The following is a 22098-nucleotide window of genomic DNA, read 5'->3' as shown; positions in this document are numbered from 1 at the left end:
CTTTCCCTAACCAGAAACCTACTCGTATCTGAGCGCGATCATCGGGTCTACGCGGGTGGCGCGGCGCGCAGGGATGTAGCACGCCGCGAGCGCCACGGCGGCCAGCAACAGCGAAACCACGGCGAACGTCAGCGGGTCGGTGGCGCTGATGTTGAAAAGTAAGCTCGATAACAAACGCGTCAGCGCCAGCGCCCCGGCAATGCCCACGGCGAGGCCCGCTACGACCAGCTTGAAGCCGCGCCAGATGGTCATCTTCAGAATGTCTGTAACCGTCGCGCCTAACGCCATGCGGATGCCGATCTCTTGCGTGCGCTGGGTTACGGCATAGCTCATCACGCCGTAGATGCCGGTCACGGCCAGCAGCAACGCGACGACGGCAAAGACGCCGAGAATTACCAGATTGAAACGGCGGTCGTTCAGCGATGAAGAGAAGATTTGCTCGACGGTGCGGAACCTCATCGGCACGTCATGGCTCAGCTCCTCAACGGTGCCACGCAGACTGGCGATCAGCGCCGCCGGGGCCACCTCGCCGCGCGTCACGACCGTGAAGTCGGCAGCCTTGCGCGGGCGCTGCAAGTAGTTGGCGTAGACCGTCGGCTTGACGTTACTGGCAAGCCCATAATCGCGCACGTCGCCGACGACGCCGACGACGTGCAGCGTGTGCAAGTCGCCGTCCATATTGCCGTACTGTATGCGCTTACCAATCGGGTCTTCGTCGGCGAAGTACTGCTTGGCCAGCGACTGGCTGATGACGGCGACGTGGTCGGTGTTCGCCGTGTCCGCCGCGTTGAAGGTGCGCCCGCTGACGAGCGGGATGCCCATCGCCGCGAAATAATCGGCGCTCGCCACGCGGTACTCGGCGCTGCCTTTGCGGGTCAGCGGGTTCTGCGCCAGCGCCTTGTAATACTTGAAGTCCTTCAACTCGGCTTCACTGGGGTCGGCGCTGTTGACGATCAGGAACAGGCCATCGGGGCCGCCGCCGGTCATCGGCAGGTTGCTGACGCCGCCGGCAGCCGTGACGCCGGGAATCCGGCTGACGCGCTCAAGCAACTGCTCGTGAAACTGCGCCACCTGCTGCGGGTCGGATGATTGCAGCGAGATGTCCATGGCCACTGTGCGGTCGGGGCGGAAGCCCGGATCGATCTGCAAGACGCGCATGAAGCTCTTCGCAAGCAAGCCCGCGCCGGTCAGCAAGATGAGCGTCAAGGCGACTTGCGCGATCACCAGCCCATTACGCAAACGGTTGGTCGCGGCGTGTGCCGACGAACCGCGCCCCGCTTCTTTCAAGCCTGTGTGCAGGTCTGTGCCCGAAAACCGCAGCACCGGCACGAGGCCGACAATGATGGCGACGACAAAAGCCAGGACGAGCGTAAAGCCGAGGACTCTGGCGTTGACATTGATCTCGCCGGCGCGCGGCAGGGCTGCTTGATTCAAGCTCAACAGCGCATCAAGCCCCCAGAAGGCGAGCAGCACACCGACGCCGCCAGCCACCACCGCCAGCAGCGCGCTTTCGGTGACGAATTGCCGCGCCAGGCGGAAGCGGCTCGCGCCGAGCGCCCGCCGGATGGCGAACTCTTTATAGCGCGCCGTCGCCTGCGCCAGCAGCATATTGGCGACGTTGGCACAGGCAATCAGCAACAGAAATCCGACCGCCGCCAGCATCACCAGCAAGACGGGCCGTGTGCTGCCGACCAGATAATCGCGCAGCGGCACGAGCGCCATGTCGACGGCGTCAACGTCGTTGCCGTACTGCGCTTTGAATTGCCGGACAATGCTGCTCACGTCGGCGCTCGCCTGTTCGAGCGAGGTGTCGGCGCGCAGGCGGCCAATCACTTGCCAGTTGTGAGCCGTGCGCGACGTGTTGGGCGGGAAGATGACGCTCGGCACCCAGACCTCGGCGTCGCCGGGGTACTGGAAGCCCGGCGGCATGACGCCGACGACCGCGAAGCTCTGGTCCAGAAGGTTGAGCCGCTCGCCGTCGAGGTTGCTTCGCGCGCCCAGCAGCCGCTGCCAGAAGCCATAGCTAACGACGGCGACGCCGCCCGCCTTGCTCTCTTCGGCGGTGAAGACGCGCCCGACCACCGGCTGCACGCCGAGCGCTTTGAAGAAATCTTCGGTGACCGCATAGGTGCCGGCGCGCACAGGCTCGGTGCCGCCGGTGACCGTCATGACGCCGCCGCCATACGCGGCCACCGCGTCGAGCGTGTGATTGGCGGCGCGCACATCTTTGAAGTTCGGCTCGGTGACGTTGCTCTGCTTGCCGCGCTCGCTCACCTCTTTGAGCTGCACCAGGCGTTCGGGCGCGGGGTAGGGCAGCGGGCGCAGCAGCACGCCGTCAACGATGGAAAAGATGACCGTGCTTGCGCCAATGCCGAGTGCCAGCGACAGGACCGCCGCGAGCGCAAAGCCGGGGCGGGCGCGCCACATGCGCGCGGCGTACTTGATGTCTTGCCAGGTGGTCAGCATAGGGACTCTCCGAGTGACAAGTGACAAGTGACAAGAGGTGATGAGTGATGAGTAATGAGTGGGAGAGCGTAGTAGCAACACCGACACGCTCTTGTCACTTGTCACTTGTCACTTGTCACTCTCAGTCAAAGCTTAGAACCAGCAACGTCGCGTCGTCATGAAAATCGCCCTTACAGAATTCCATCACCTTCTCCATCACGACTTCCTCTAAGCGGGCAGCGGCAAACGCGCGGTTGTTAATCAGGATGTCAGTCAGCCGGGCCTCGTCAAACTCTTCGTTGCAGCCGTTGTCGGCTTCCGTGATGCCATCGGTAAAGAGCAACAAGCGGTCGCCCGCCTGTAACTGAATCTTGCCCTGTTCAAACGGCAAGCCGGGGAACGGCCCGAGCATCAATCCGCCTTTGTCGAGGCGCAGCACGTCACCGGCGGCGCGCACCAGCATCGGCTGACAATGGCCGGCGTTGGCATAAGTGAACGTCTTGCGCGCGGTGTCGAGCAAGCCATAAAAGAAAGTGATAAAGCGGTCGTCAGCGATGTTGCCGCCGACGACGCGATTCAGCTTCTCGCAGATGGCGGCGGGCGCGAGGTCGCCCGTGGCAAAGGCTTTGACCGCCGCCTGCACATTCGACATCAGCAGCGCCGCCGGCATTCCCTTGCCGCTGACGTCGGCGATACAGACTGCCGCGCAGCGCTCGTCAAACTTCAGCACGTCGAAATAATCGCCCGACACGGTGCGCGCCGGTCGCCAGGCGGCGGCGATCTCGCAGCCCTCGATCTGCGGGATCGCTTTCGGCAGCAGCCGCTCTTGAATCAAGCGCGCTTCGGCCAGCTCGCGCTCCTGGCTCTTGAGGTGAAAGTTACTGATGCCCGAAGCGATCTGCTCTGCTGCGGCGTCGAGAAATTTCATGTCGTCGGCGTCAAAGCCGTCATTCGCATGCTTGCCGACGACGCCGAGCAAGCCGACAATTTCATTATTGACTTTGACGGGCACGATCAAAGCGGGCGGCTCAGTAGAAGAATACGCCGCCAGCGCTTCATCGAACGCAACGCCCGCGAGGTTGAGCGGATGGCTGCCGTCGAAATGCCATTCGCGGTTGGCCATGCCGGCCAGGTGCTCCAGCCCGTTGGCGTCTCCGGCAGCCGCGGCGCGCATAAAGCCATGGTCGCGTGGCGCGCGCGTGAAGATCGCCGTGGCGCGTTCGAGCGCATGGCTAATACGCCCGGCGATCAGCTCTAGCATGGTGCGCTGGTCGGTGGCTTCGAGGACGATCTGGGCGATCAGGCGGCGCTCGGTCTTCAGATGTTCTTTGTGGCGCAGGGCGCGACCGGCTTCGACCTGGGCGCGCAGCGTGTTGACCAGCCGCGCATTCTCCCAGGGCTTCAAGACGAAATCGCGGACGCCGCGCCGCATGGCTTCGACCGTCAGCTCGATACTGCCCCACGCCGTCATCACGACGATGGGCAGGGTGTCGTCGAGCGCGCGCACGGCGTTCAGCAAGTCTAACCCTTCCTGCCCGGAGGTCGTGTCACGCGCATAATTCAAATCCATCAGCAGCAGATCGTAATTATGCGCCTGCAACGCTTCGATCACTTCCGCCGGCGACATCACGGCGTCGGTCTGAAAGCCTTCGCCTTTCAGCAGCAGGCGCAGGGCTTCCAGCACATCGGGTTGGTCGTCGGCAATCAGCGCCCGCCAGCGCCGCGCTTCTTCACTTGTAGCTACATTCATCATTGCTCGTAAAACTCCGCTAGACATAGCCAAGCGGCGTGCCACGCGGGCAGGGGCCAGCGGGTAATGGTCAGTGGTCTGAAGGAAGGAAAGGTTGCAAACGCGCGGCTAATTTGTTTAACCCCAGGTTTCAGACAAGTTACTTCACGCGCTGGTTGATCAGCCGAGGCCATTGCGACTCGCCGGGTGCGACTTCTACAGGCCCCTGGCCTCCGGCCCCGGCCTCTGCTCCCTGTTCGCTTGTGGGATGCGCTTTCCCACAACCGCTTAGGTTAAGATGGTTTGAGTTGTTGAGCTTAGCGTGATCGGCGGCCTTCGTTGATGAGCCGGGCAAAGTTGACGATGGTTGCTTCGGCCCAGAAGCGGCCCTCGCCTTCGCCGTTGGCGGAGACGAAGCCGACGTGGCCGCCATGCGCCGGGGCGATCAACGCGACGTTGGGGTTGGCGGTGACTTCGGGGCGCTCGAACGGCGCGAAGGGGATGAAGGGGTCATCCTTGGCGCTGACGATCAGCGTCGGCACACTGATGCGCTCAACGAAGGGCAGGGCGCTGGCACGCTCGTAATAGTTGGCGACGTTTTGAAAGCCCATGTGCGGCGCGGTAATCAAATCGTCGAAGCGGCGAATCGTCCAGACGCCGCGCAGCCGCGAGGCGTCGTAGCGGTCGGGAAAGAGCCGCGCTTTGCGGCGCAGGCGGTTGCGCAGGCTGGTGATGAATTTGAAATGATAGATCAGGTTCGAGCGCATCTCGATGGCATCGGCGCAAGCGGCGAGGTCTATCGAAGGCGATACGGCGATGACGCCGCGCAGCGCCGCCGGCGCAGTGGTGGCGTATTCGCCCGCCAGCTTCAACACCATGTTGCCGCCGAGCGAGAAGCCCGCAAGATAAATCTCGCTCAGGCCATCGCGCTCGCTCAGCTCACTGATGATCTGTTTGAGGTCTTCGGTCAGCCCCGCGTGATAGAGCGTCGGCGTCAGGTGTTCTGTGCCGCCGCAGTTGCGGACGTTCATGCGGATGACGTTGAAACCGGCTTCCAAAGCCTTTTCCGCGGTGCCGAGCATATAGCGAGATTCGGTCGAGCCTTCCATGCCGTGGGCCAGCACGAGCGTCGGACGAATGGTGCGGTCTGCCTGCCACGAGCAGTGGCCGAGCACCTGGCCGCCCGGCGCGATGTCAAAAAGCCGCTCTTCGCAATTCTCGATCACCCGCTTGAAGCGGCGACGGATGAGCGCCCCGGCGAGCGTCTGCGCGTGGCCGTTCTTTAGCCGCGGGTGCGGCACGAAGGGCTGTTTCTCCAGCTCGTTTAGAATGGCGTCTTTCGTCATCAGCTTTTCAGTTGCTACTCTTAAGACCGCCGGCGGTCATCCCTCAATTGATTGTAGATACCGGCGCGGCGCGCAGCAAGATGGATAACGATGGCGAAGGCAAGAGACGAGCGGCACCGCTACGGACAACACTACACGCCGGTCGAGGTGGCGCGGCTGCTGGCGGCGTTTGCCGTGCGCTCGGCGGCTGATCGGGTCTTTGACCCGGCGTGCGGCGACGGGCGCTTGCTTGCGGAAGCCATCAACGCCAAGCGGCAGCTTGCAACGAAAGCGTCGCCGCACGAGCTTGCCCGCGGGGTCTTCGGCATTGATCGCTCGGCGCAGGCGGTCATGCTTGCGGCGGCGACCGGCGCGCGGGTGGCGCGGGCCGATTTCTTCGACCTTGAGCCGGGCGCGCCACTCAGCGACAGGTTGCGTTTGCCGGAATGCTGCGACGCGGTCATCGGCAATCCGCCTTACATTCGCCAGGAAGTGATGGGCGCACCCGACAAGCGACGCATCGAGCGCCGGTTGTTGAGTGATCGGCAATCTGCGCCCGAAGTGATCTGGCCGCGCTGGTCAGGCCGCTCGGATATTTACGTTTACTTTTTCGCGCGGGCGATTCGTTTCCTGAGAGCTGGCGGCAGGCTGGTCTTTCTGACGGCGAGTAGCTGGCTCGACGCCGGCTACGGCGCGGCGCTGCGCCGTTTCTTGCTCGATAACTTCCGCGTCATCGCGGTGATCGAGTCAACGGCGGAGAGCTTTTTCGTTGACGCTTCGGTCAACACCAGCATCACCGTGCTTGAGCGCGAGCCGGACGCCGAGCAGCGCGCCGCGAACACGGTTCGCTTCGTTCAACTCAATCAGCCGCTCGTCGCGATCTTGAACAAACGGCAGAACTCCATTGTCGCAACGCAGGCGTTTGCCCACGCCATTGAGCGCGCCGACGTGGCGACGACCACCGCCGCTTATCGCCTCCGCATGGTTAGCCAGGGGGCGCTGACCGACACGGATGCGGGCCCGCGCGCGAGTAGCGCGGCGAACGGCTGGGGCAAGTACCTGCGCGCCGATGATGTTTTCTTTCGCATCCTCGAACGCGGCGGCGCGCGGCTGCTCCGGCTGGCGGAACTGGCGCAAGTCCGTTTCGGTGTGAAGACCGGCGCCAACGATTTCTTCTACCTGAAAAAACCTGGGGGAGCGCAAAAGGCTCAAGGCGCGCTGCTGGCCTTAGACGACATCGCGCGGGTGCGGCGCGGGCTGACGACCGGCGCGAATGAGTTCTTCTACCTCAAGCCGGTGCGCGATATCGCCGCGCCGACCAACCATCGGGCGCGAAAAGTGGCGAAGGCTACAGATCGTTCGATCATCGAAGTTCAAGATGCCGCGGGCGCTCGTCATCAGCTTGAGGCGCGCTTTCTTGTGCCGGTGATCTTTTCGTTGAAAGAGATTCCGGCGATCTGGCTTACAGAGGTCAGCTCGCGGCGCTTGTTTTTCAACTGTGCGTTGGCGGCAGATGAGCTGCGCGGCACGCGGGCGCTCGCCTATATTCGCAGCGGCGAGCGCGCCGGCTATCATCTGCGCCCGAGCTGCGCGGCGCGCGACCGTTGGTACGCGGTGACGCGAAGCCGGCGGGCGGCGCCGCTCATCCTGCCCTCGAAGATCGGCGAGCGCTGGCTGGTGGCGGTGAATCGCGCCGGCGTCTTTGAAGATAAGAAACTCTATGGCGTCTATCCGCGGCGGGGCGTTTCGGAGCTGTTGCTGGCGGCGCTGCTCAATTCGACCTGGGCGCGCTACTACGCCGAAGTGACCTGCCGGCAGATGACCGGCGCGCAGGCCATCGCCGATATCGATGTCGCCGTCGCCGCACAGTTGTTGATTCCCGACCCGCGAGCGATTCCGCCGGGGCTGCGACGCCGTCTCGAAGCGGCGTTGACCGAGATGGCTGACCGGCCTGTTGGCTCGGTCTTTGATGAAGTGCGGCGCTTCGACCGCCGCCGCCTTGATGAGCTGGTGCTAACGGCCCTCGGCTTCAAGCAGCCGGCAGAGCGCCGCGCCACGCTCGACGAGCTGTACACGGCAGTGACCCAACTCGTGCGCGCGAGAAACGAGAAAGCAGGAGGCAGGAGGCAGGAAGCAGGAGGCAGTTGATCCGCAAGCTCCGTTAGGAGCGCGATGTGTATAGTCACCGACGCTCTAAAGGATGCAAGCTCCGTAGGAGCGCGATGTCAACATTTCGCCCCTACGGGGCTTCATCATTTTCGTCATCTATCACTATAAACATGGCGTCCCTGACGGGACTGCTTCCTGCTCCCTGCCTTCTGCCTCCTGCTTCCTACTTCCTGCTCTTGTGTCGCATCGGCTGACGGCATAGAATCGCAGGCAGGGGAGCGAATCGATGCTTGAGCAACCTTTCAATCGCGTGGTGTTGATCGTGCTGGATAGCTGTGGCATCGGCGAGATGCCCGACGCCGCGGATTATGGCGATCTGGGGGCGGATACGCTCGGCCATACGCTCGGTTCGCGTGACGTGCGCGTGCCGAATCTACAAGCTCTGGGACTCGGCAACATCCGCCGCTTGCCCATCGAGCCGGTCGCCACCCCCACAGGCATCTATGGCCGCGCCGCCACCGCTTCGCGCGGCAAGGACACGACGACCGGCCACTGGGAGATGGGCGGCCTCATCACCGCCCGGCCCTTTCCGACTTACCCGCACGGCTTTCCGCCGCACATCATCGAAGCCTTCGAGCGCGCCATCGGTCGCCCGGTGATTGGCAACAAGCCGGCGTCGGGAACCGAGATCATCAAGGAGCTGGGCGAGGAGCACGTCCGCACAGGCCACCCGATTGTTTACACTTCAGCCGACAGCGTCTTTCAAATCGCCGCTCACGAAGAGGTGGTGCCGCTCGAACAGCTCTATGAGTGGTGCAAGATCGCCCGCGCCTTGCTCGTCGGCGCAGACGAAGTTGGGCGCGTCATTGCCCGCCCGTTCATCGGCACGCCGGGCGACTTTCGCCGCACCGAAGCGCGCCAGGATTACGCTATCGATCCGCCCGCCGACACCTTGCTTGATCGTTTAAAGGCGGCTGATCTGGCGGTCGCGGCAGTCGGCAAGATCGGCTCGATCTTCTGCCATCGCGGCACGACTGAAGAGTTGAAAGCCGGCAACAACAACGCCAGCGTCGAGCAAACGCTCAAGGCGTTACAGACGACGCCGCGCGGCTTGATCTTCACCAATCTCGTTGACTTCGATATGCTCTACGGCCATCGCAACGATGTCGAAGGCTACGCTCGCGCTCTCGAAGCCTTCGACGCGCAATTGCCGGAGATTCAACAGGCGATGCGCGATGACGACTTGCTTTTAATAACCGCGGATCACGGCTGCGACCCGGGCGATGTTTCGACCGACCACACCCGCGAATATGTGCCGGTGCTGGGCTGGGGCCGCCGCGCTCGCGCCGGCGTCAATCTAGGCACACGCGCCTCGCTTGCTGATCTGGGGCAGACGGTCGCCGAAAACTTCGGCCTGGAGTTGCAGGCGGGCCGCAGCTTTCTCAGAGAGATTGTGTAAGCCGAAACGATGCGCCGCGCCTTGAGGCGGCAGGATTTTTTAAAGGGGAGATAATGAAAGAACAACTGGTATCATTGCTGGTTTCGAAGGTAGGCTTGGATCAACAGAAGGCCGAGCAGTCTGTAGACACGGTGCTCAACTTCTTCAAAGAGCATCCCGAGCAGGCGTCATCGCTGCTCGGCAAGCTGCCGGGCGGGCTGGGTGATAAGCTCGGCGGTATGTTCGGCAGTTAGCCGTCGTCAACACCGATGGCGCGGCTGGCCCGCTTGCGGTTGGCTCTGAATTTAAGCGTCCTGGCCGCGAGCCTGCTATACGTTTTCGGCGCGGTCTGGGCGATTGCCGGCGGTCAGTGGGCAAGCGATTCCTGGTTAGCCTGGATTTATGCCCCGTTGATTCGCGCCTGGGCGACGTATGCGCAACTCGGCAGCGCCGGCAAGCTCGCCACTTTGTCGGCGGCGGTGCTGGCGCTGGCCCTTTTTCTCTTTGTATTTTTGCTCACTTTTCGGTGGCAGATCGAAGAGTGGGCGGTGGTGGTCATTGGCGGGCCGGTCTATCTCCTCGTCGCCGCGATCATCGCACTGGCCGTCAATCTGGGCATCTCGATAATCAAATTAATAGCCAGGGATCAATGATGATGAAGCTGAAAATCATGATTGTGGTCTATGGGCTGGGCCTGGCGCTGCCGGTGGCGGGCTGGTGCGGCGCGCTTCAAGGCTCGGCTTCGGCGGCGCAGAAGCCCGATGACTTCGCCAAGCAGGTGCAGCGATTGAAGAGCGCGACGGCAGCCGACCGCCACGACGCCATTGACAAGCTGGCCGAGATGGAAGACGCGCGCGCCGTCGAGCCGCTGATCGCTATGCTCAAAGACACGGACGCCGGCGTGCGCGCCGCGGCGGCCAACGCGCTCGGCGGCTTGCCGGACAAACGCGCCGTCGAGCCGCTGATGGCCCTGCTGAAAGACGAGGTGGCTTTTGTGCGTAGCGCCGCGGCCCGCGTGCTGGGCCAGTTGGGCGACAAGCGCGCCGTCGAGCCGTTGATGCTCGCCTTGAAAGACTCGAACACGAGCGTCTGCGCGGCGGCGGTGATGGGGTTGGGCGCGTTGCGGGATGAGCGCGCCGTGCCGGCGCTGTTGCTTTTAGTCAGGGAGCCAGCGCCCGATGTGCGCGCGACGGCGGCAGCGGCGCTCGGCGACCTGCACGACCGGCGGGCGGTTGAATCGCTGATTCTGCTGCTTAAGGATGAGTCGCGGACGGTGAAGCTGGCGGCGGCGCTGGCGCTGGCAGACATCGGCGACAAGCGCGCTTTGAGCGCGCTCAATGACGCGGTGACCGGTGAGCGTGAAGAAGAAACCCGAAGCCAGATGCAAGAGGCGCTGCGCCGTTTGCGCGCCGCGCCGGACCAATGATTAGGAGGCAGGAAGCAGGTGGCAGGAAGCAGTCCAGAGGATAGGCAAACTGTCGCGACGACCAGAGGCAAATAATGCCTGGCGATCAGCAACTGCCTCCTGCCTCCTGCCTCCTGCTTCCTATTCTTTATTCGTCGCTGGTGGTGCGCTTGCGCATGCTCTTGCGAGCGCGGCGGCGGGCGACCTGCGATTTCAGGCGGCGGCGCTCGCCCGGTTTCAGATAAAAGGCGTGCTTTTTGGTGTCGGTGATAATGCCTTCGCGGGCGACGGCGCGCTTGAAGCGACGGATGGCGCTTTCAATACTCTCGTTATCGTGAACCTGTACTCTTGCCACTCAATACCTCCGAAAATTCATAGCGGGTTTTAATCTATTTTGGCCTACAGACATGACTCGATAAAAAAACCGAGTCGCTTCCAAGCTTTTTAGCTTACCAACGCGGCTAGCGGCTGTCAACGCATCATTCGGCAGGCAAGAATGACTTGATTCAGGGACGCGCGGTTGCGGGATTGTTGAGGGGCTTGAATCGCCGCGCCAGTCGCCCGGCGTGATACTTCATTGCGTCGAGCATTGCGGAGCGGCCTACGGGTTTCGGTTTCCAGCCGCGGCGGCGCAACGCGGCGTTGACGCCATAAACGATGGCGCGGCGCTCGCTCGCCGGCGTCCGAAACGTGATGCTGAACGACACAGAGACGCCGCCGCCGTTTTCGACCCAGTGCGGCGCGGTCACCGGAAAATGCAGGCCGCATCCCGGCGTCAGCTCGAAGACGAAAGCGCGGGGCTCATGCTCAGGCTTGAACCTGAGATTGTTCTGCGCCTCTGACGTGTAGAAATCTTCGAGGTCTTCGTCAGTCAACACCGTGCGATCTTCGGGGCTCCAGATATGCACAGACTTGCTGCCGCGAATCTGCAACAAGAAGTTGTATTCGGGGTCAAGGTGGTAAGGCGTCACAGAGGCGGGCGAGCTGATGAAGATGAACCCTTCGCGCTTGTGCATGCCTGGCGCTAACGGCTCAGAGTGCGTTTGCACTTCATCAAGGCATTGATCGAGCAGCGCGTTGTATTCGCCGTCCATCTCGACATGCTTTAAGACCATCCACGACTGGCAATCTTCGATGCGGCGGATCGTCTCTTCGACCGACAGGCCGGTGCGCGGGCCTTTATACAGACCTTCGGCGACCGCAATGTTGCCGGCGTTGTAAGCGACACAGGCTTCGGGAAGACGGCAGGCCAGCCCTAGCAATTGCGGCAGCTCGAATAGCGGATGGCCGGCCAGATGATGGCCGATCAGAAACGGCTGGCGGTTGAAGCCGGCGCGAAAGTCGTCAGCCTTGATCTCCAGCCGCGCGGTCGCTGACTGGCTCGACCCTGCGCCAACCTTCGGTTGAATCATTGCGAAGCTGCTGCTTGAGGTCATCACTTCCACTCTACTTATCAAGCCTTATGGTTCACCGCGCGATGATCTGAATGGCGCGGGCCGGCGAGCGGCGCGACAGGTTGCGGCGAAAGACCTGGCGGTTGGCCCACTTCAACAGCGGCATCAGCGCCACCGCGAGCCGCCCGCGCCGCCCGCGGCTGACGGCGATGCTCTGCACCGGCAGGCGGTCGAGCCACAGGCGATTAATCATGGCGTTGTGCGGGTTGGCGCACGAGTCCATCCATTCCATCGCCGCGCTCGCATGCATGCGGCGAATGTTTTCCATTTCGAGCAGGACGCCCGGCGACGCCGCGGCGAACTCCTCGTCGTAGGCGATCTTGAAGGCATAAGCGCCGCGCCCGGCAATGAAATTGCACTTGCAGGCGATGGCGCGGCCCGCGGCGCGCAATGAAAGCATCATCAGGCGGCCGCGCGCGAAGGCCGCAAGCGCGATGGCTTCAAAGAACTCGCGCTCGCCCGGTGTGCTAGAGAGCGCGCAATTCTGCTTGCCTTTCCAGCTAATATCTTCGACCGCCATGTATTCGGCGATCCAGGCGCGCGGGTCGTCGTCTGGCCCCATCGCCGCGTATTCAATCGTGTCGCTCTCGGCAAGCCGCCGCTCTTTGCGACGCAGGTCTTTGCGATGCTCGCGCGACAACGCCTCGCGCAGATAAGTGGTCGCATCCGTGCGCTTGTTGAGCAAAGCCCGCGTGAAGGATTGCGCCAGATAGTGCGGGCGCTCCGTGTGATGCAGATATTCGACCAGCGCCCGATGAAACGGCCCTTCGGCAAGGTAACGAAAATCCATCAGCGCCGCGCCATGCGCGAACCTGTCGAGCCACGCGAAAAACGCTGCAATCGTTTCAGCGGCGCAGCCCTCGCGCACCAGCGGCGTGCAGAGGTAACCGTACTTGTGCTTCCACAGGCTGATCGTCTTCAGCGGCAGCGGCCTGCCCAGCCCATCGTAACGCTTGCCGAGGTCGAGCGGGAAGAAGCCGCAGGGCCGTGGCCGGTCTGAAGACGAGTCCGTGTCGGCTGCGAAAATGAAAACGAAGATCAAGCGCCGCTCTTTGCCAAAGGCGGCAAGCGCCGGCTCGAACATCCAGCGCTCGTAAAATGGGTTGGGCTCGCCGACCGACTCGGCCAGTGCTTCCCAATCATCGGCATACTGTTCAAGCTGCGCGGCGTCTTCGACGGCGACCGCGAACATCTTGCCGGGTTGCGGTTGTACGGCGCGCTTGCCCGGGTGGCCGAGCCAGCGGCGCAGCGGCAGCAGCGAAACCGTCAGGTCGCCGCGCTGGCCGCCTGTGCCGACCGTTACGTCGCGCAGCAGCCGATCACCCGTTCCGTCACTCGAGCCAGAGTAATCGTTGGCGTGGTGCAGCACGGCATTATGATCGAGGTAGTCAACCAGCAGATGATGAAACGCGCCTTCGCCGCTGACGCGGTTGAATTCCATCAATGCGCAGCTGTGGTCGGCGGCGGCGAGCCACGCAAAGAACGCTTCCATCGTGGGCTCGGCTTGCGCGGCGCGGACGAGCGGCGTCCCCAGCTCGCAACCTTCGTACAGCCACAGACTGAGCGCCCGGCAAGGCATCGCTTGATGCCGGCGACGCACCAGCGGAAAGACGCCGCACAGCAATGGCTCGGCGGGCCGTGCGCGATTGGGGGCGTAGATCAGCACCACGCGCAGGTCAGCGCCTGCGCCGGAACGCGCGAGCGCGGGCCGTAACATTTCAGGCTCAAAAAACGGATTGCGCTCGACCGACTGCTCCGCCAGGTCCTGCCACTTTTCCAGGATGCCGTCGAGCAGGGAGAAATCGGTGAGGCTGACGGCAGAGAACTTGTCTGTTGCCAGAAGGGGCTTGATCGTATCGCGTGCCTCATCGCCTGACGCGGGCCGCGCCGCGGCGTTGTCGGGCGTTACGATGGCGAGCGCTGATTTCATCTCCTCCTCAATCCCTTCTCGGCGTCGCTGCGACGCTGGCGGTGCAGGTAGTTCTCGCTCGGTTGAAATGACCAATGCGCGCCGGATTCCTGAATGACGCCGCCGCCGCGTCGGAAGAATTTACATCGTCGCCACCGGTCGCTATGAAAAAAATTCAGAGGCCATAGGCGCTGCCCGTGCCGCGCCTTCCTTATATATGCAGAGCCTCCATTCTGATGGAACGCTGCTTGCTCACCCAGCGGCGTAATTGGCCCCATATCGTCCTGATCGTATTCGCGGCAAGATTCGCGAAAACGCATGAAGGTTGATAAGCGACCAATTCATCGATCTTTGATCTGGCGGGCCGGGACAGTTTGTAAAGATCATCACACTTCGACATCGACACTGCGATGGCAAGTGCTTTCCCAAACTGTTACGAATCCCGCCAAAATCCGCGTTCGGCTCGGCATGAGCCGGCGCGGTCGTTTCACCGATAAAGGCACACCGGAAGTGATTCCGGGTCGCAAAGCCAAGGCCTTTGACAAGTAAAAAGTAAAAAGTAGAAAGGCAAAAGTAACTGCCACACTGGCTTCCCACTTTTTCCTTTTAACTTTTTACTTTTTACTTCCGAAGGATGACTGGTTACCGAAGTGAGATGCTCCTTCCTTAGAAGTTCATCTCACTCCACATCGCAGGAAGTCCCCTGATGTTTTGCCACGACTGTGGTCGGGCAATATCCCAAATCGCAACGCTCATGGCGACGAGAGGCCGCGTAGGAAAGCGGCCCCAGGCCACGACAGACAGGCGATAAAGATGAGGTTATGAGATGAAACAGCGAACGACTCCTCCGCATTCACCACCTTTACTCACGCTCACGACAGACTGTGTTTTCAAGAAGCCACGAGCGGCTTCAACAGGTCTTTCACTGTCGGTTCGCGCACGCCTTGCGCGGACACTGAAGCGATAGCTCTACCCGCCCCTCGGGTGGTCAACGGCTCAAGTCCCTGCGAGACGATTGGCCGCGCTTCAGACGACTGGCCCCTCAATAGACCAGAAACACAACTCGACTTCAGTGTTGCGGCCCTCATTCGGCAACCGGTCACAAGTGAAGAGTGAGGTGGGTATGAGATCCAAGTCTTTCAGCGTCTGCTCAATCATCGTGTTGATGATCGCGCAGCAGACCGTCATCTTCGGCGCCGCGCGCCGCAACGACAACCACGCAGCCATCCTGCCACGCGCCGGCAGCGTCTACGTAGACGCCCTGCGCCACACCCGCGTCCTGCGCGTCACCGACGAGAACGACGCGCTTACCGCAAGCGTCATTTCAACGACCAGTTTTAACGCGGACGGGACACGCTTCATCGTCAACCTCGATGGCGTGGCGACGCTCTACCGCTTCGACGCGGCATCGATGAATCTCTTGAAAGAAGGGCCGCTGTTTGACGGCCAGGGCCTGGCCGCCGAGACGCTCGCGTGGTCAGCCGCCGACGCCAACACGATCTTCGGCCTCGACACGGCGGACGGCGCGGCGCGGCTTGTCGCTTATGACACGGTGAGCCGGCGCAGCCAGATCATCAAGGACTTTTCCGCCCGGCTTGGGCGCGGTGAAGCGGCGCGCTTGAGCAAGTCGCCGTCTGCCGACGACCGCTTCGCTTTCGCGTGGCGCGAAGCCGGGCAGAGCGGCTGGCAGGCGGTCATCGTTTGGGATCGCACCGGCGACAACCTCTATACCTACGACCTGAGCGACCCGGCGGCGGGTGTAGCGAATTTTACAAACGCTCGTTTCAATGAATCGGCGGAAGCGCTGGTCATCAACGGCGCGACGACGCGCGTCTGGCGCTTTGCGACAGAATCCGCGCACGACGCGGTACAGCTTGAGCCTGAGGCCGGCGCGGCCGTGTCGGCGCAGAGCGGCGGGCGTGACGTGCTGAGTACCGCTAATGATGCGGCAAACACCTGGCCGCGCGAGCGGCTGTCGCGCGACGGGCGGTTTGCGCTTTTCGGCAGCGGCAGCGGCGCGCGTCAGGATGTCTTCATCGCGGGGGTGCCGCCGACCGCCGCCTCAACGCTGGAATGGACGAACCTCGTCAACAGCACGGCGCACGGCAATAGCGTGCAGAAGACCGCCGGCCAGAACGACGCCGACGACGCCAGCGCCACCTCTTTGCAGAGCGTCGCCAATGGCGATGCCTACGTTGAGTTCACCGCCATTGATAACGACAAGGAGCGCATCTGCGGCCTGAGCAACAGCAATGCGATCCATACCGCCGTTGACGACATCAACTTCGCGATCAAGCTGAACAGCGCGCGCAAGGCTTTCGTCATCGAGAACGGCAGCGTCAAAGCCAAGGTCAAATACAAACCGAAGAATGTCTTTCGCATCGCCATCGAATCGAACGCCGTTCATTACTACAAAAACGGCGACCTGATTTATACCAGCCAGTCGCGTCCCGTCTACCCAATGCTGGTGACGGCGTCGCTGGTCAACACCATGTCGTCTGTAGACAACGTGATGGTTTCCGGCGCGGGCTTCAGCCCGGTAGTCAGTCTCAGCCCGACCAGCGCGGTGCTCGACGCCGGGCAGAGCCAGCAGTTCGCGGCGCTCATCACCAGCGCGCAGATCATGGGCATGAACTGGTCAGCCAGCGGCGGCACGATCAGCGACCGCGGGCTCTACACCGCCCCGGCGACCGCCGGAACCTACACGGTCACAGCGACGCTGTCCGCCGTGCCGCCAGTCGTAGCGACCGCAACCGTTACCGTCAAATCTGTCGGCGACACCAGACCGCCGGTTATCAGCGCCGTCGCCAGTTCCGGCATCACCGCGAACGCCGCGACCGTGACCTGGACGACCGACGAAGCCAGCGACACACAGGCGGACTACGGCACGACGACGGCGTATGGCAGCAGCACGGCGCTCAATTCAACGAAGGCGACGACGCACAGCGCCAGCCTCACGGGGCTCGCGGCAAGCACGACTTATCACTTCCGCGTCAAATCGCGTGATGCGTCGAGCAATCTCGCCACCTCGGGCGATTACACGTTTACGACGGCGGCTTCAACCGGCGGCGGCGGCGGCGGTGGCGGCGGCACCACAACCGCGCCGGTCATCTCCGTTATTTCGACCGGCGGCCTGACGACGAGTGGCGCGACCGTGTCGTGGACGACCGACAAAGCCTGCGACACGCAGGTTGAATACGGCGCGTCGGCCAGTTATGGCAGCAGCACGGCGCTCAACTCAGCGCAGGTGACGGCGCACAGCGCCAGCCTCACGGGTCTGTTGGCGGGCGCGGTCTATCACTTCCGCGTCAAATCGCGTGATGCGGCGGGCAACCTCGTCACCTCGGGCGACCAGACCTTCATGACCGGCTCGAACGCGAGCAGCAGCAGCGGCAGTGGCAGCACCGGCACAGACCCGCTCAAGACGGATAAGAACGTCTATGCAGAGCCCGCGCCGCCGGCACTGCCCGCGGCTGGCGGCACCCTGGTTGACCCGGTGTTTGGCACAACCATCATGCGCGTTACAGACGAGCGCGATGGCAGCTCGAACACCAACAGCTACTCTTACTGGCCGAGCCTCAACCGCAACAGTACGCGGCTGGTGGTCTTCGTCAACAACGGCAACCCGACGCTCTATGACTTCGACCCGGTCAACTTCCGCATCGCGAATAAGCGCAACCTGTTTGCGGTGCCGATGCCGGGCGGCGGCTATCCGTGGAACGATGACATCAACTGGAGCGGCACCGACGCGGATGTCATCTACTGCCACTCGGGCATGAAGCTTTATGCCTACAACGTCGTCTCGAACAGCTACACGCTAGTCAAAGACTTCGCCGGTCAGGCGCCGGGCGCGAACCTGTTTCAGATGGCGAAGTCGCTCGACGACAACGCCTTCGGTTTCACGCTGAAGGATGCCAACTGGAATGTCATCGGTTACATGGGATGGCAGCGAGCGCAGAACAACCTCTACACCGCGCAGACCACCGCCGTTGACGAAGTGCAGGTGGATAAGAGCGGCCAGTACCTCTACGTGCTGACCGGCGATCAATCGTCGGCCTCGGCCATCAACGGCAAGGTCATCAACCTGCAAGCCAAGCAGGTGGTCAACCTGACGGACGGCGCGCCAGACTTTTCGCCGGGCCACAAGGATTGCGGCCAGGGCACAGTCATTGGCTCCGATCACTGGAACAACTCGCTGAACATTCGTCCGCTTGCCAACCCGCATCAAGTCACGACCGTCTTGAGCTGGGCTAACGACTGGAGCCAGAGCAATCACATCTCGTTCCTCGGCGATAACGAAGGCTGGCTGCTAGTCAGCATGTTCCTCGCCAACTCGCTGCCGAACAGCGGCGTGTTTAAGAACGAGCTGTATCTGGTTTCGACCGACGGCTCGCAGCGCGTCCGCCGTATCGCCCATCATCATTCGGTCTATCGTGATTATTGGGACACGCCGCGTGCTGACCTGAGCCGCGATGGCCAGTTCGCCATCTTTACGAGCAACTGGGGCTCAACGTCGCGCCGCGATGTCTTCATCGTCAAGATTCCGCCGGCTTCAGGCGGTGGCGGCAGCGACACCACCGCGCCGGTCGTCAGCGCGGTTGGCGGCGCCAACGTCACCGGCACAGGGGCGACGATTAACTGGGCGACCAATGAAGCGAGCGACACGCAGGTTGATTATGGCGCGACCGCGAGCTATGGCAGCAGCACGGCGCTCAACTCGACGAAGGCGACTTCGCACAGCGCCAGCTTGAGCGGGCTTGCGGCAAACACCACTTACCACTTCCGCGTTAAATCACGCGACGCGGCGGGCAACCTCGCGACCTCCGGCGATATGCTCTTCACCACACCGAGCGCTGGCAGCAGTAGCGGTGGTGGCGGTGGCGGCGGCGGTGGCGGTGGCGGCGGTGGCGGCGGCACCGGCGGCACGCCGCAGAATGTCGTCTGGACAGGCATGGTCAACTGCGCCGCCAGCGGCAACAGCTTGCAGAAAAACGGCGGGCGCGATGATTCCGCCGATGCCGGAGCGCGCTCGCAGCAATCGCTCGCCTCGGGCGACGGCTACCTGCAATTCACCGCGCAAGAGACCAACAAGCTGCGGTTCTGCGGACTGGCCCGCAACCCCGCGGTGCCCGATTACGCGGGTATCGATTTCGCCATCAAGCTGACGGATTACGGCGTCGCCGAAGTGCGCGAAGCCAATGTCTACAAGTGGGAGTTGCCTTATACGACCGGCGATGTCTTCTGCATCAGCATCGAAGGCGGGGTGGTGAAGTATTACAAGAACGGCACAGCGTTCTACAGCAGCACGCGCGCCGTCAGCTATCCGCTGATCGTCGAAGCGGCATTCATTCCGTTGAGCGGCACCATCGCCAACGCCTTGATCGCGGCGACGACCGGCACGCTGGCCAGAAGCGAAGCGCCACAATCAACCGAGACGCTGCGGCTGGCCGTCTGGTCAGGCGCGGAAGTTGGGTTTGAGTCTTTCGACAAACGATGGGTTATGGCGTTGCAACGCCGGCGCAGTCGAGTGGCGTCATAAGATTGCGTCTGGTTCTCTCAACGAAGACGCAATGCAGGGGCGGCGGCTCGCAAGGGTCGCCGCCCTTTTATTGGCCCACGGCTGTAGGATCGAACAGGAGCGGGAAGAACTGGCCGTCCATCGGCTCGCCGCTCGGAATCACCGGCACGCCTTCGAGCAGCGGCGCGTTGCTGGCCGACCGGACGCCATCGCGGAAGACGTTGATGACCGTAGCGCGGCGCGGACGGTCGCTCAGGTTGGCGAACGAGCCGTGAATCATGCGTGGATGGTGGAACGCTGCTTCGCCTTTCTTTAATTCGATGGCGGCGGGCTTGAACTGCCGGCGCTGCTCATCGGTCAACACCGATTGAATGGCGTCCATGTTACCGGCCAGTCCGGTGACCGGCAGGTCGGGCCAGAGGTGGCTGCCGGGAATGTAATGCAGACAACCATTGTCGCGGGTGGCGTCGTCGAGGCCGATCCAGCAGGTCAGATGCGCCAGCGGCTGCGTCCGCGTCCAGTAAGAATAATCCTGATGCCATGCGACCACGCCGCCGTGCGAAGCCGGCTTCGAGAATAACTGGTCGTGCCAGAAGCGCACCGCGCCGCCCAGCAATTGCGCCGCCGGCACGGTGAATGCCGGATTCCACAGCACGTCGTGAAAGCCCGCCGCGATGCGCCACGCGCCGAGGGCATGAAAGAGCGTCGTGTCAGGGTCGGCGGATTCGTTTGAGTGGAATTCATAAAACAGCTGATGCCGTGGGTGCGCCGGGTCAACCAGCGTGACAAGCTCCTGGCGCAAGACTTCAACCTGCCCGTCTGTCAGGATGCGAACGCCCGCAAGATAACCGTTGGTTTCGTAGAAGGCGACCTGCTCGTCACTCAGCCGGTAGCCCGCCCACTCGTCAGCCGTTCGCGGCAGTTTAATGAGGTCGCTGATGAGCTCGTGATAGTAAGACAAGTCGTCGTTCATGGCTGATGCTTGTATGCCAGAAACGCCGCCCGCCATCAAGCGCCGGGCCGCCGCAAGCTGAGCATGTCCGGGGCCGGCATTACATTGATTTATTATCTCGGCAGCAGTAGGATGGCCGAGTTTGTGGACGCCTTTGGCAGCAAGACTCTAACCTCGTGGAGAAAACTATGCAGATCAGGAGCACCGTCGTAAGCGTTGCCGCTTTGCTCATGCTCAGTTTCCTGATGTTCGAGTCGGCGGAAGCCGTGAAAGCGGCTGGCTGGTCTACGAATGGGCCGAAGATCGTCAACCCCGCCGGCGGGCAGTTCGTTATTGCCGGCATCAACTGGTACGGCTTCGAGACCAGAGATAAGACCGCGCACGGCCTCTACGCCCAGGATTACGCGTACATCGTTAATCAGATCAAGCAGTACGGCTATAACACCATCCGCATCCCGTTCTCGAACGAGATGTGGGACACCGACCCCATCCCCAACTCGAACACGTCGAGCGCCTGCGCGAGCTGCAAGGGCAAGCACGTGCGCGACGTGTTGGCCATGATCGTCAACTACGCCGGCTCCCTCGGCCTGCATGTGATCCTCGACAACCACCGCTCCGAAGCCGGCAACTCCGCCGAAGGCAATGGGCTGTGGTACTACACGTCGGGCGGCAACTCGTACACCGAGCAGAAATGGATCAACGACTGGGTGAGCGCCCAACAGTGGGCGCACGGCATTAAGCAGACGCTTGGCGCGACCGACACGGTCGTTGTCAATTACCTGGCTTCGGACGGCTTCCCCGTTGTGTTGGGTTATGACCTGCGCAATGAACCGCATACCCCTTCGCGGACGGCTTATCTGAGTGGCGCGACCTGGGGCAGCGGCGACGGCATCTCGCCGGCGACCAACCCGAATCCGAATCCGTTCACGCCGTCCTGTGTGGCGACGGGGAGTTGTCATGACTGGCGGCTGGCGGCGGAGCGTTGCGGCGACACCATCTTCGGCGAAGCCTTCAGAAACGGTTGGGACTACCCGCTCATCTTTGTCGAAGGCGTCAGCACCTTCCCGACCGCCGCGGGGACACCGGCCAATGGGCCGTATGATTGGTACTGGAATGGCGGCAACCTGCTGGGCGTCAACGGCAATGCCAACAACCCCGGCGCGCCCATCGTCTTGAACGCCGGCGGCAGCGCTTCGGGCCTCGGCCCGGCGGTGAATAATCAAGTGGTCTACTCGGCGCACGACTACGGTCCGAGCCTTTACCAGCAGCCGTGGTTCAACGCCGGCACCTGCTACTTCAGCGGCTGCTCGTCATCGAGCCTGGCCGACATCTGGAAGAAGTTCTGGGCGCACCTCAACTTGACGAACGGCGTCAACCCGGTCGGCCCGAACAACACGGCCTACCCGTGGGGCAACACCGGCCACGGCGGCTATACGCAAGCGCCGATGTGGATCGGCGAGTTCGGCACGGGCAAGACCGACGCCGACATCGTCTCGGCGGGCGCGGGCTCGCAGGGCCAGTGGTTCACCGACATGGTCAACTTCATTCAGAGCAGCTACGTGACCGGCGGGGGGAACTATTCGGGTGTGCCTGTGTCGTACCTGAACTGGACTTACTGGTCGCTCAACACCGAAGACAGTTTCGGGCTGCTCGGCAACGGCTACACCGGCCTGGCGAATAGCAAGAAAGAATATTCGTTCCTGTGCGCCATCCAGCAAGCGCCGTTTGCCGTGGCGAACTGCGGCTCAACGGGACCGCTTCCCAACCCGCAATAACGAAACGAATGCCGAGACACGCAGGAGGCACGGAGAAAA

14 protein-coding genes and 1 riboswitch are annotated in these 22098 nt (G+C 62.5%); of the genes, 7 read left to right on the top strand and 7 right to left on the bottom strand.

The window, feature by feature from the left end; all coding sequences use genetic code 11:
- Nucleotides 1–18: 18 nt before the first annotated feature.
- The 3 genes from VJ464_02695 to VJ464_02685 form a co-directional block, all read right to left on the bottom strand.
- Nucleotides 19–2466 carry an ABC transporter permease gene (locus tag VJ464_02695; GenBank protein ID HKQ04013.1) on the bottom strand — a complete coding sequence of 816 codons (2448 nt, stop codon included), beginning with the start codon at nt 2464–2466 and terminating at the stop codon, nt 19–21.
- A gap of 121 nt (nt 2467–2587) precedes the next feature.
- On the bottom strand, nt 2588–4198 hold the full coding sequence (locus VJ464_02690; protein HKQ04012.1) for a SpoIIE family protein phosphatase: 1611 nt from the start codon (nt 4196–4198) through the stop codon (nt 2588–2590).
- A gap of 293 nt (nt 4199–4491) precedes the next feature.
- Nucleotides 4492–5520: an alpha/beta fold hydrolase gene (locus VJ464_02685; protein ID HKQ04011.1), complete on the bottom strand. Its 1029-nt coding sequence runs from the start codon at nt 5518–5520 to the stop codon at nt 4492–4494.
- Between the two features lie 90 nt (nt 5521–5610).
- Here VJ464_02685 and VJ464_02680 point away from each other — a divergent pair, with 90 nt between their 5' ends.
- From VJ464_02680 to VJ464_02660, 5 genes are all read left to right on the top strand, one after another.
- A complete protein-coding gene (locus VJ464_02680) occupies nt 5611–7647 on the top strand; it encodes an N-6 DNA methylase (protein ID HKQ04010.1) in 2037 nt (678 codons plus the stop codon).
- Nucleotides 7648–7894: 247 nt separating this feature from the next.
- On the top strand, nt 7895–9067 hold the full coding sequence (locus VJ464_02675) for a phosphopentomutase (protein ID HKQ04009.1): 1173 nt from the start codon (nt 7895–7897) through the stop codon (nt 9065–9067).
- Nucleotides 9068–9120: 53 nt separating this feature from the next.
- Nucleotides 9121–9300, top strand: a complete 180-nt coding sequence (locus VJ464_02670; GenBank protein HKQ04008.1) for a hypothetical protein — start codon at nt 9121–9123, stop codon at nt 9298–9300.
- 15 nt (nt 9301–9315) lie between these two features.
- A complete protein-coding gene (locus tag VJ464_02665) occupies nt 9316–9699 on the top strand; it encodes a hypothetical protein (GenBank protein ID HKQ04007.1) in 384 nt (127 codons plus the stop codon).
- Nucleotides 9696–10472, top strand: a complete 777-nt coding sequence (locus VJ464_02660; GenBank protein HKQ04006.1) for a HEAT repeat domain-containing protein — start codon at nt 9696–9698, stop codon at nt 10470–10472. The genes VJ464_02665 and VJ464_02660 overlap by 4 nt, the downstream gene beginning before the upstream one ends.
- 127 nt (nt 10473–10599) lie before the next feature.
- On the opposite strand, the gene rpsU is transcribed toward VJ464_02660, so the two are convergent.
- The 3 genes from rpsU to VJ464_02645 form a co-directional block, all read right to left on the bottom strand.
- Complete coding sequence (gene rpsU, locus VJ464_02655; GenBank protein ID HKQ04005.1) at nt 10600–10806, bottom strand: 30S ribosomal protein S21; 207 nt, start codon at nt 10804–10806, stop codon at nt 10600–10602.
- 151 nt (nt 10807–10957) lie between these two features.
- A complete protein-coding gene (locus VJ464_02650) occupies nt 10958–11863 on the bottom strand; it encodes a cupin-like domain-containing protein (GenBank protein ID HKQ04004.1) in 906 nt (301 codons plus the stop codon).
- 55 nt (nt 11864–11918) lie between these two features.
- Nucleotides 11919–13835: a GNAT family N-acetyltransferase gene (locus tag VJ464_02645; GenBank protein ID HKQ04003.1), complete on the bottom strand. Its 1917-nt coding sequence runs from the start codon at nt 13833–13835 to the stop codon at nt 11919–11921.
- 467 nt (nt 13836–14302) lie between these two features.
- Nucleotides 14303–14464: riboswitch (cyclic di-GMP riboswitch) on the top strand.
- Between the two features lie 473 nt (nt 14465–14937).
- Here VJ464_02645 and VJ464_02640 point away from each other — a divergent pair.
- Nucleotides 14938–19353 (top strand): fibronectin type III domain-containing protein, encoded by a 4416-nt coding sequence (locus VJ464_02640; GenBank protein HKQ04002.1) that lies wholly within the window; start codon nt 14938–14940, stop codon nt 19351–19353.
- A 67-nt stretch (nt 19354–19420) separates the two neighbouring features.
- Here the strand turns inward: VJ464_02640 and VJ464_02635 are convergent, their stop codons facing one another.
- Nucleotides 19421–20305 (bottom strand): phytanoyl-CoA dioxygenase family protein, encoded by an 885-nt coding sequence (locus VJ464_02635; protein ID HKQ04001.1) that lies wholly within the window; start codon nt 20303–20305, stop codon nt 19421–19423.
- A 167-nt stretch (nt 20306–20472) separates the two neighbouring features.
- Here VJ464_02635 and VJ464_02630 point away from each other — a divergent pair, with 167 nt between their 5' ends.
- Nucleotides 20473–22059 (top strand): cellulase family glycosylhydrolase, encoded by a 1587-nt coding sequence (locus VJ464_02630; GenBank protein ID HKQ04000.1) that lies wholly within the window; start codon nt 20473–20475, stop codon nt 22057–22059.
- The last annotated feature ends 39 nt before the right edge of the window (nt 22060–22098 follow it).

This window comes from Blastocatellia bacterium (genome assembly GCA_035275065.1).
Classification (GTDB): Bacteria; Acidobacteriota; Blastocatellia; order UBA7656; family UBA7656; genus DATENM01.
The sequence above is the reverse complement of the archived record's forward strand: the minus strand, read 5'-3'. Positions and strand labels throughout refer to the sequence as shown.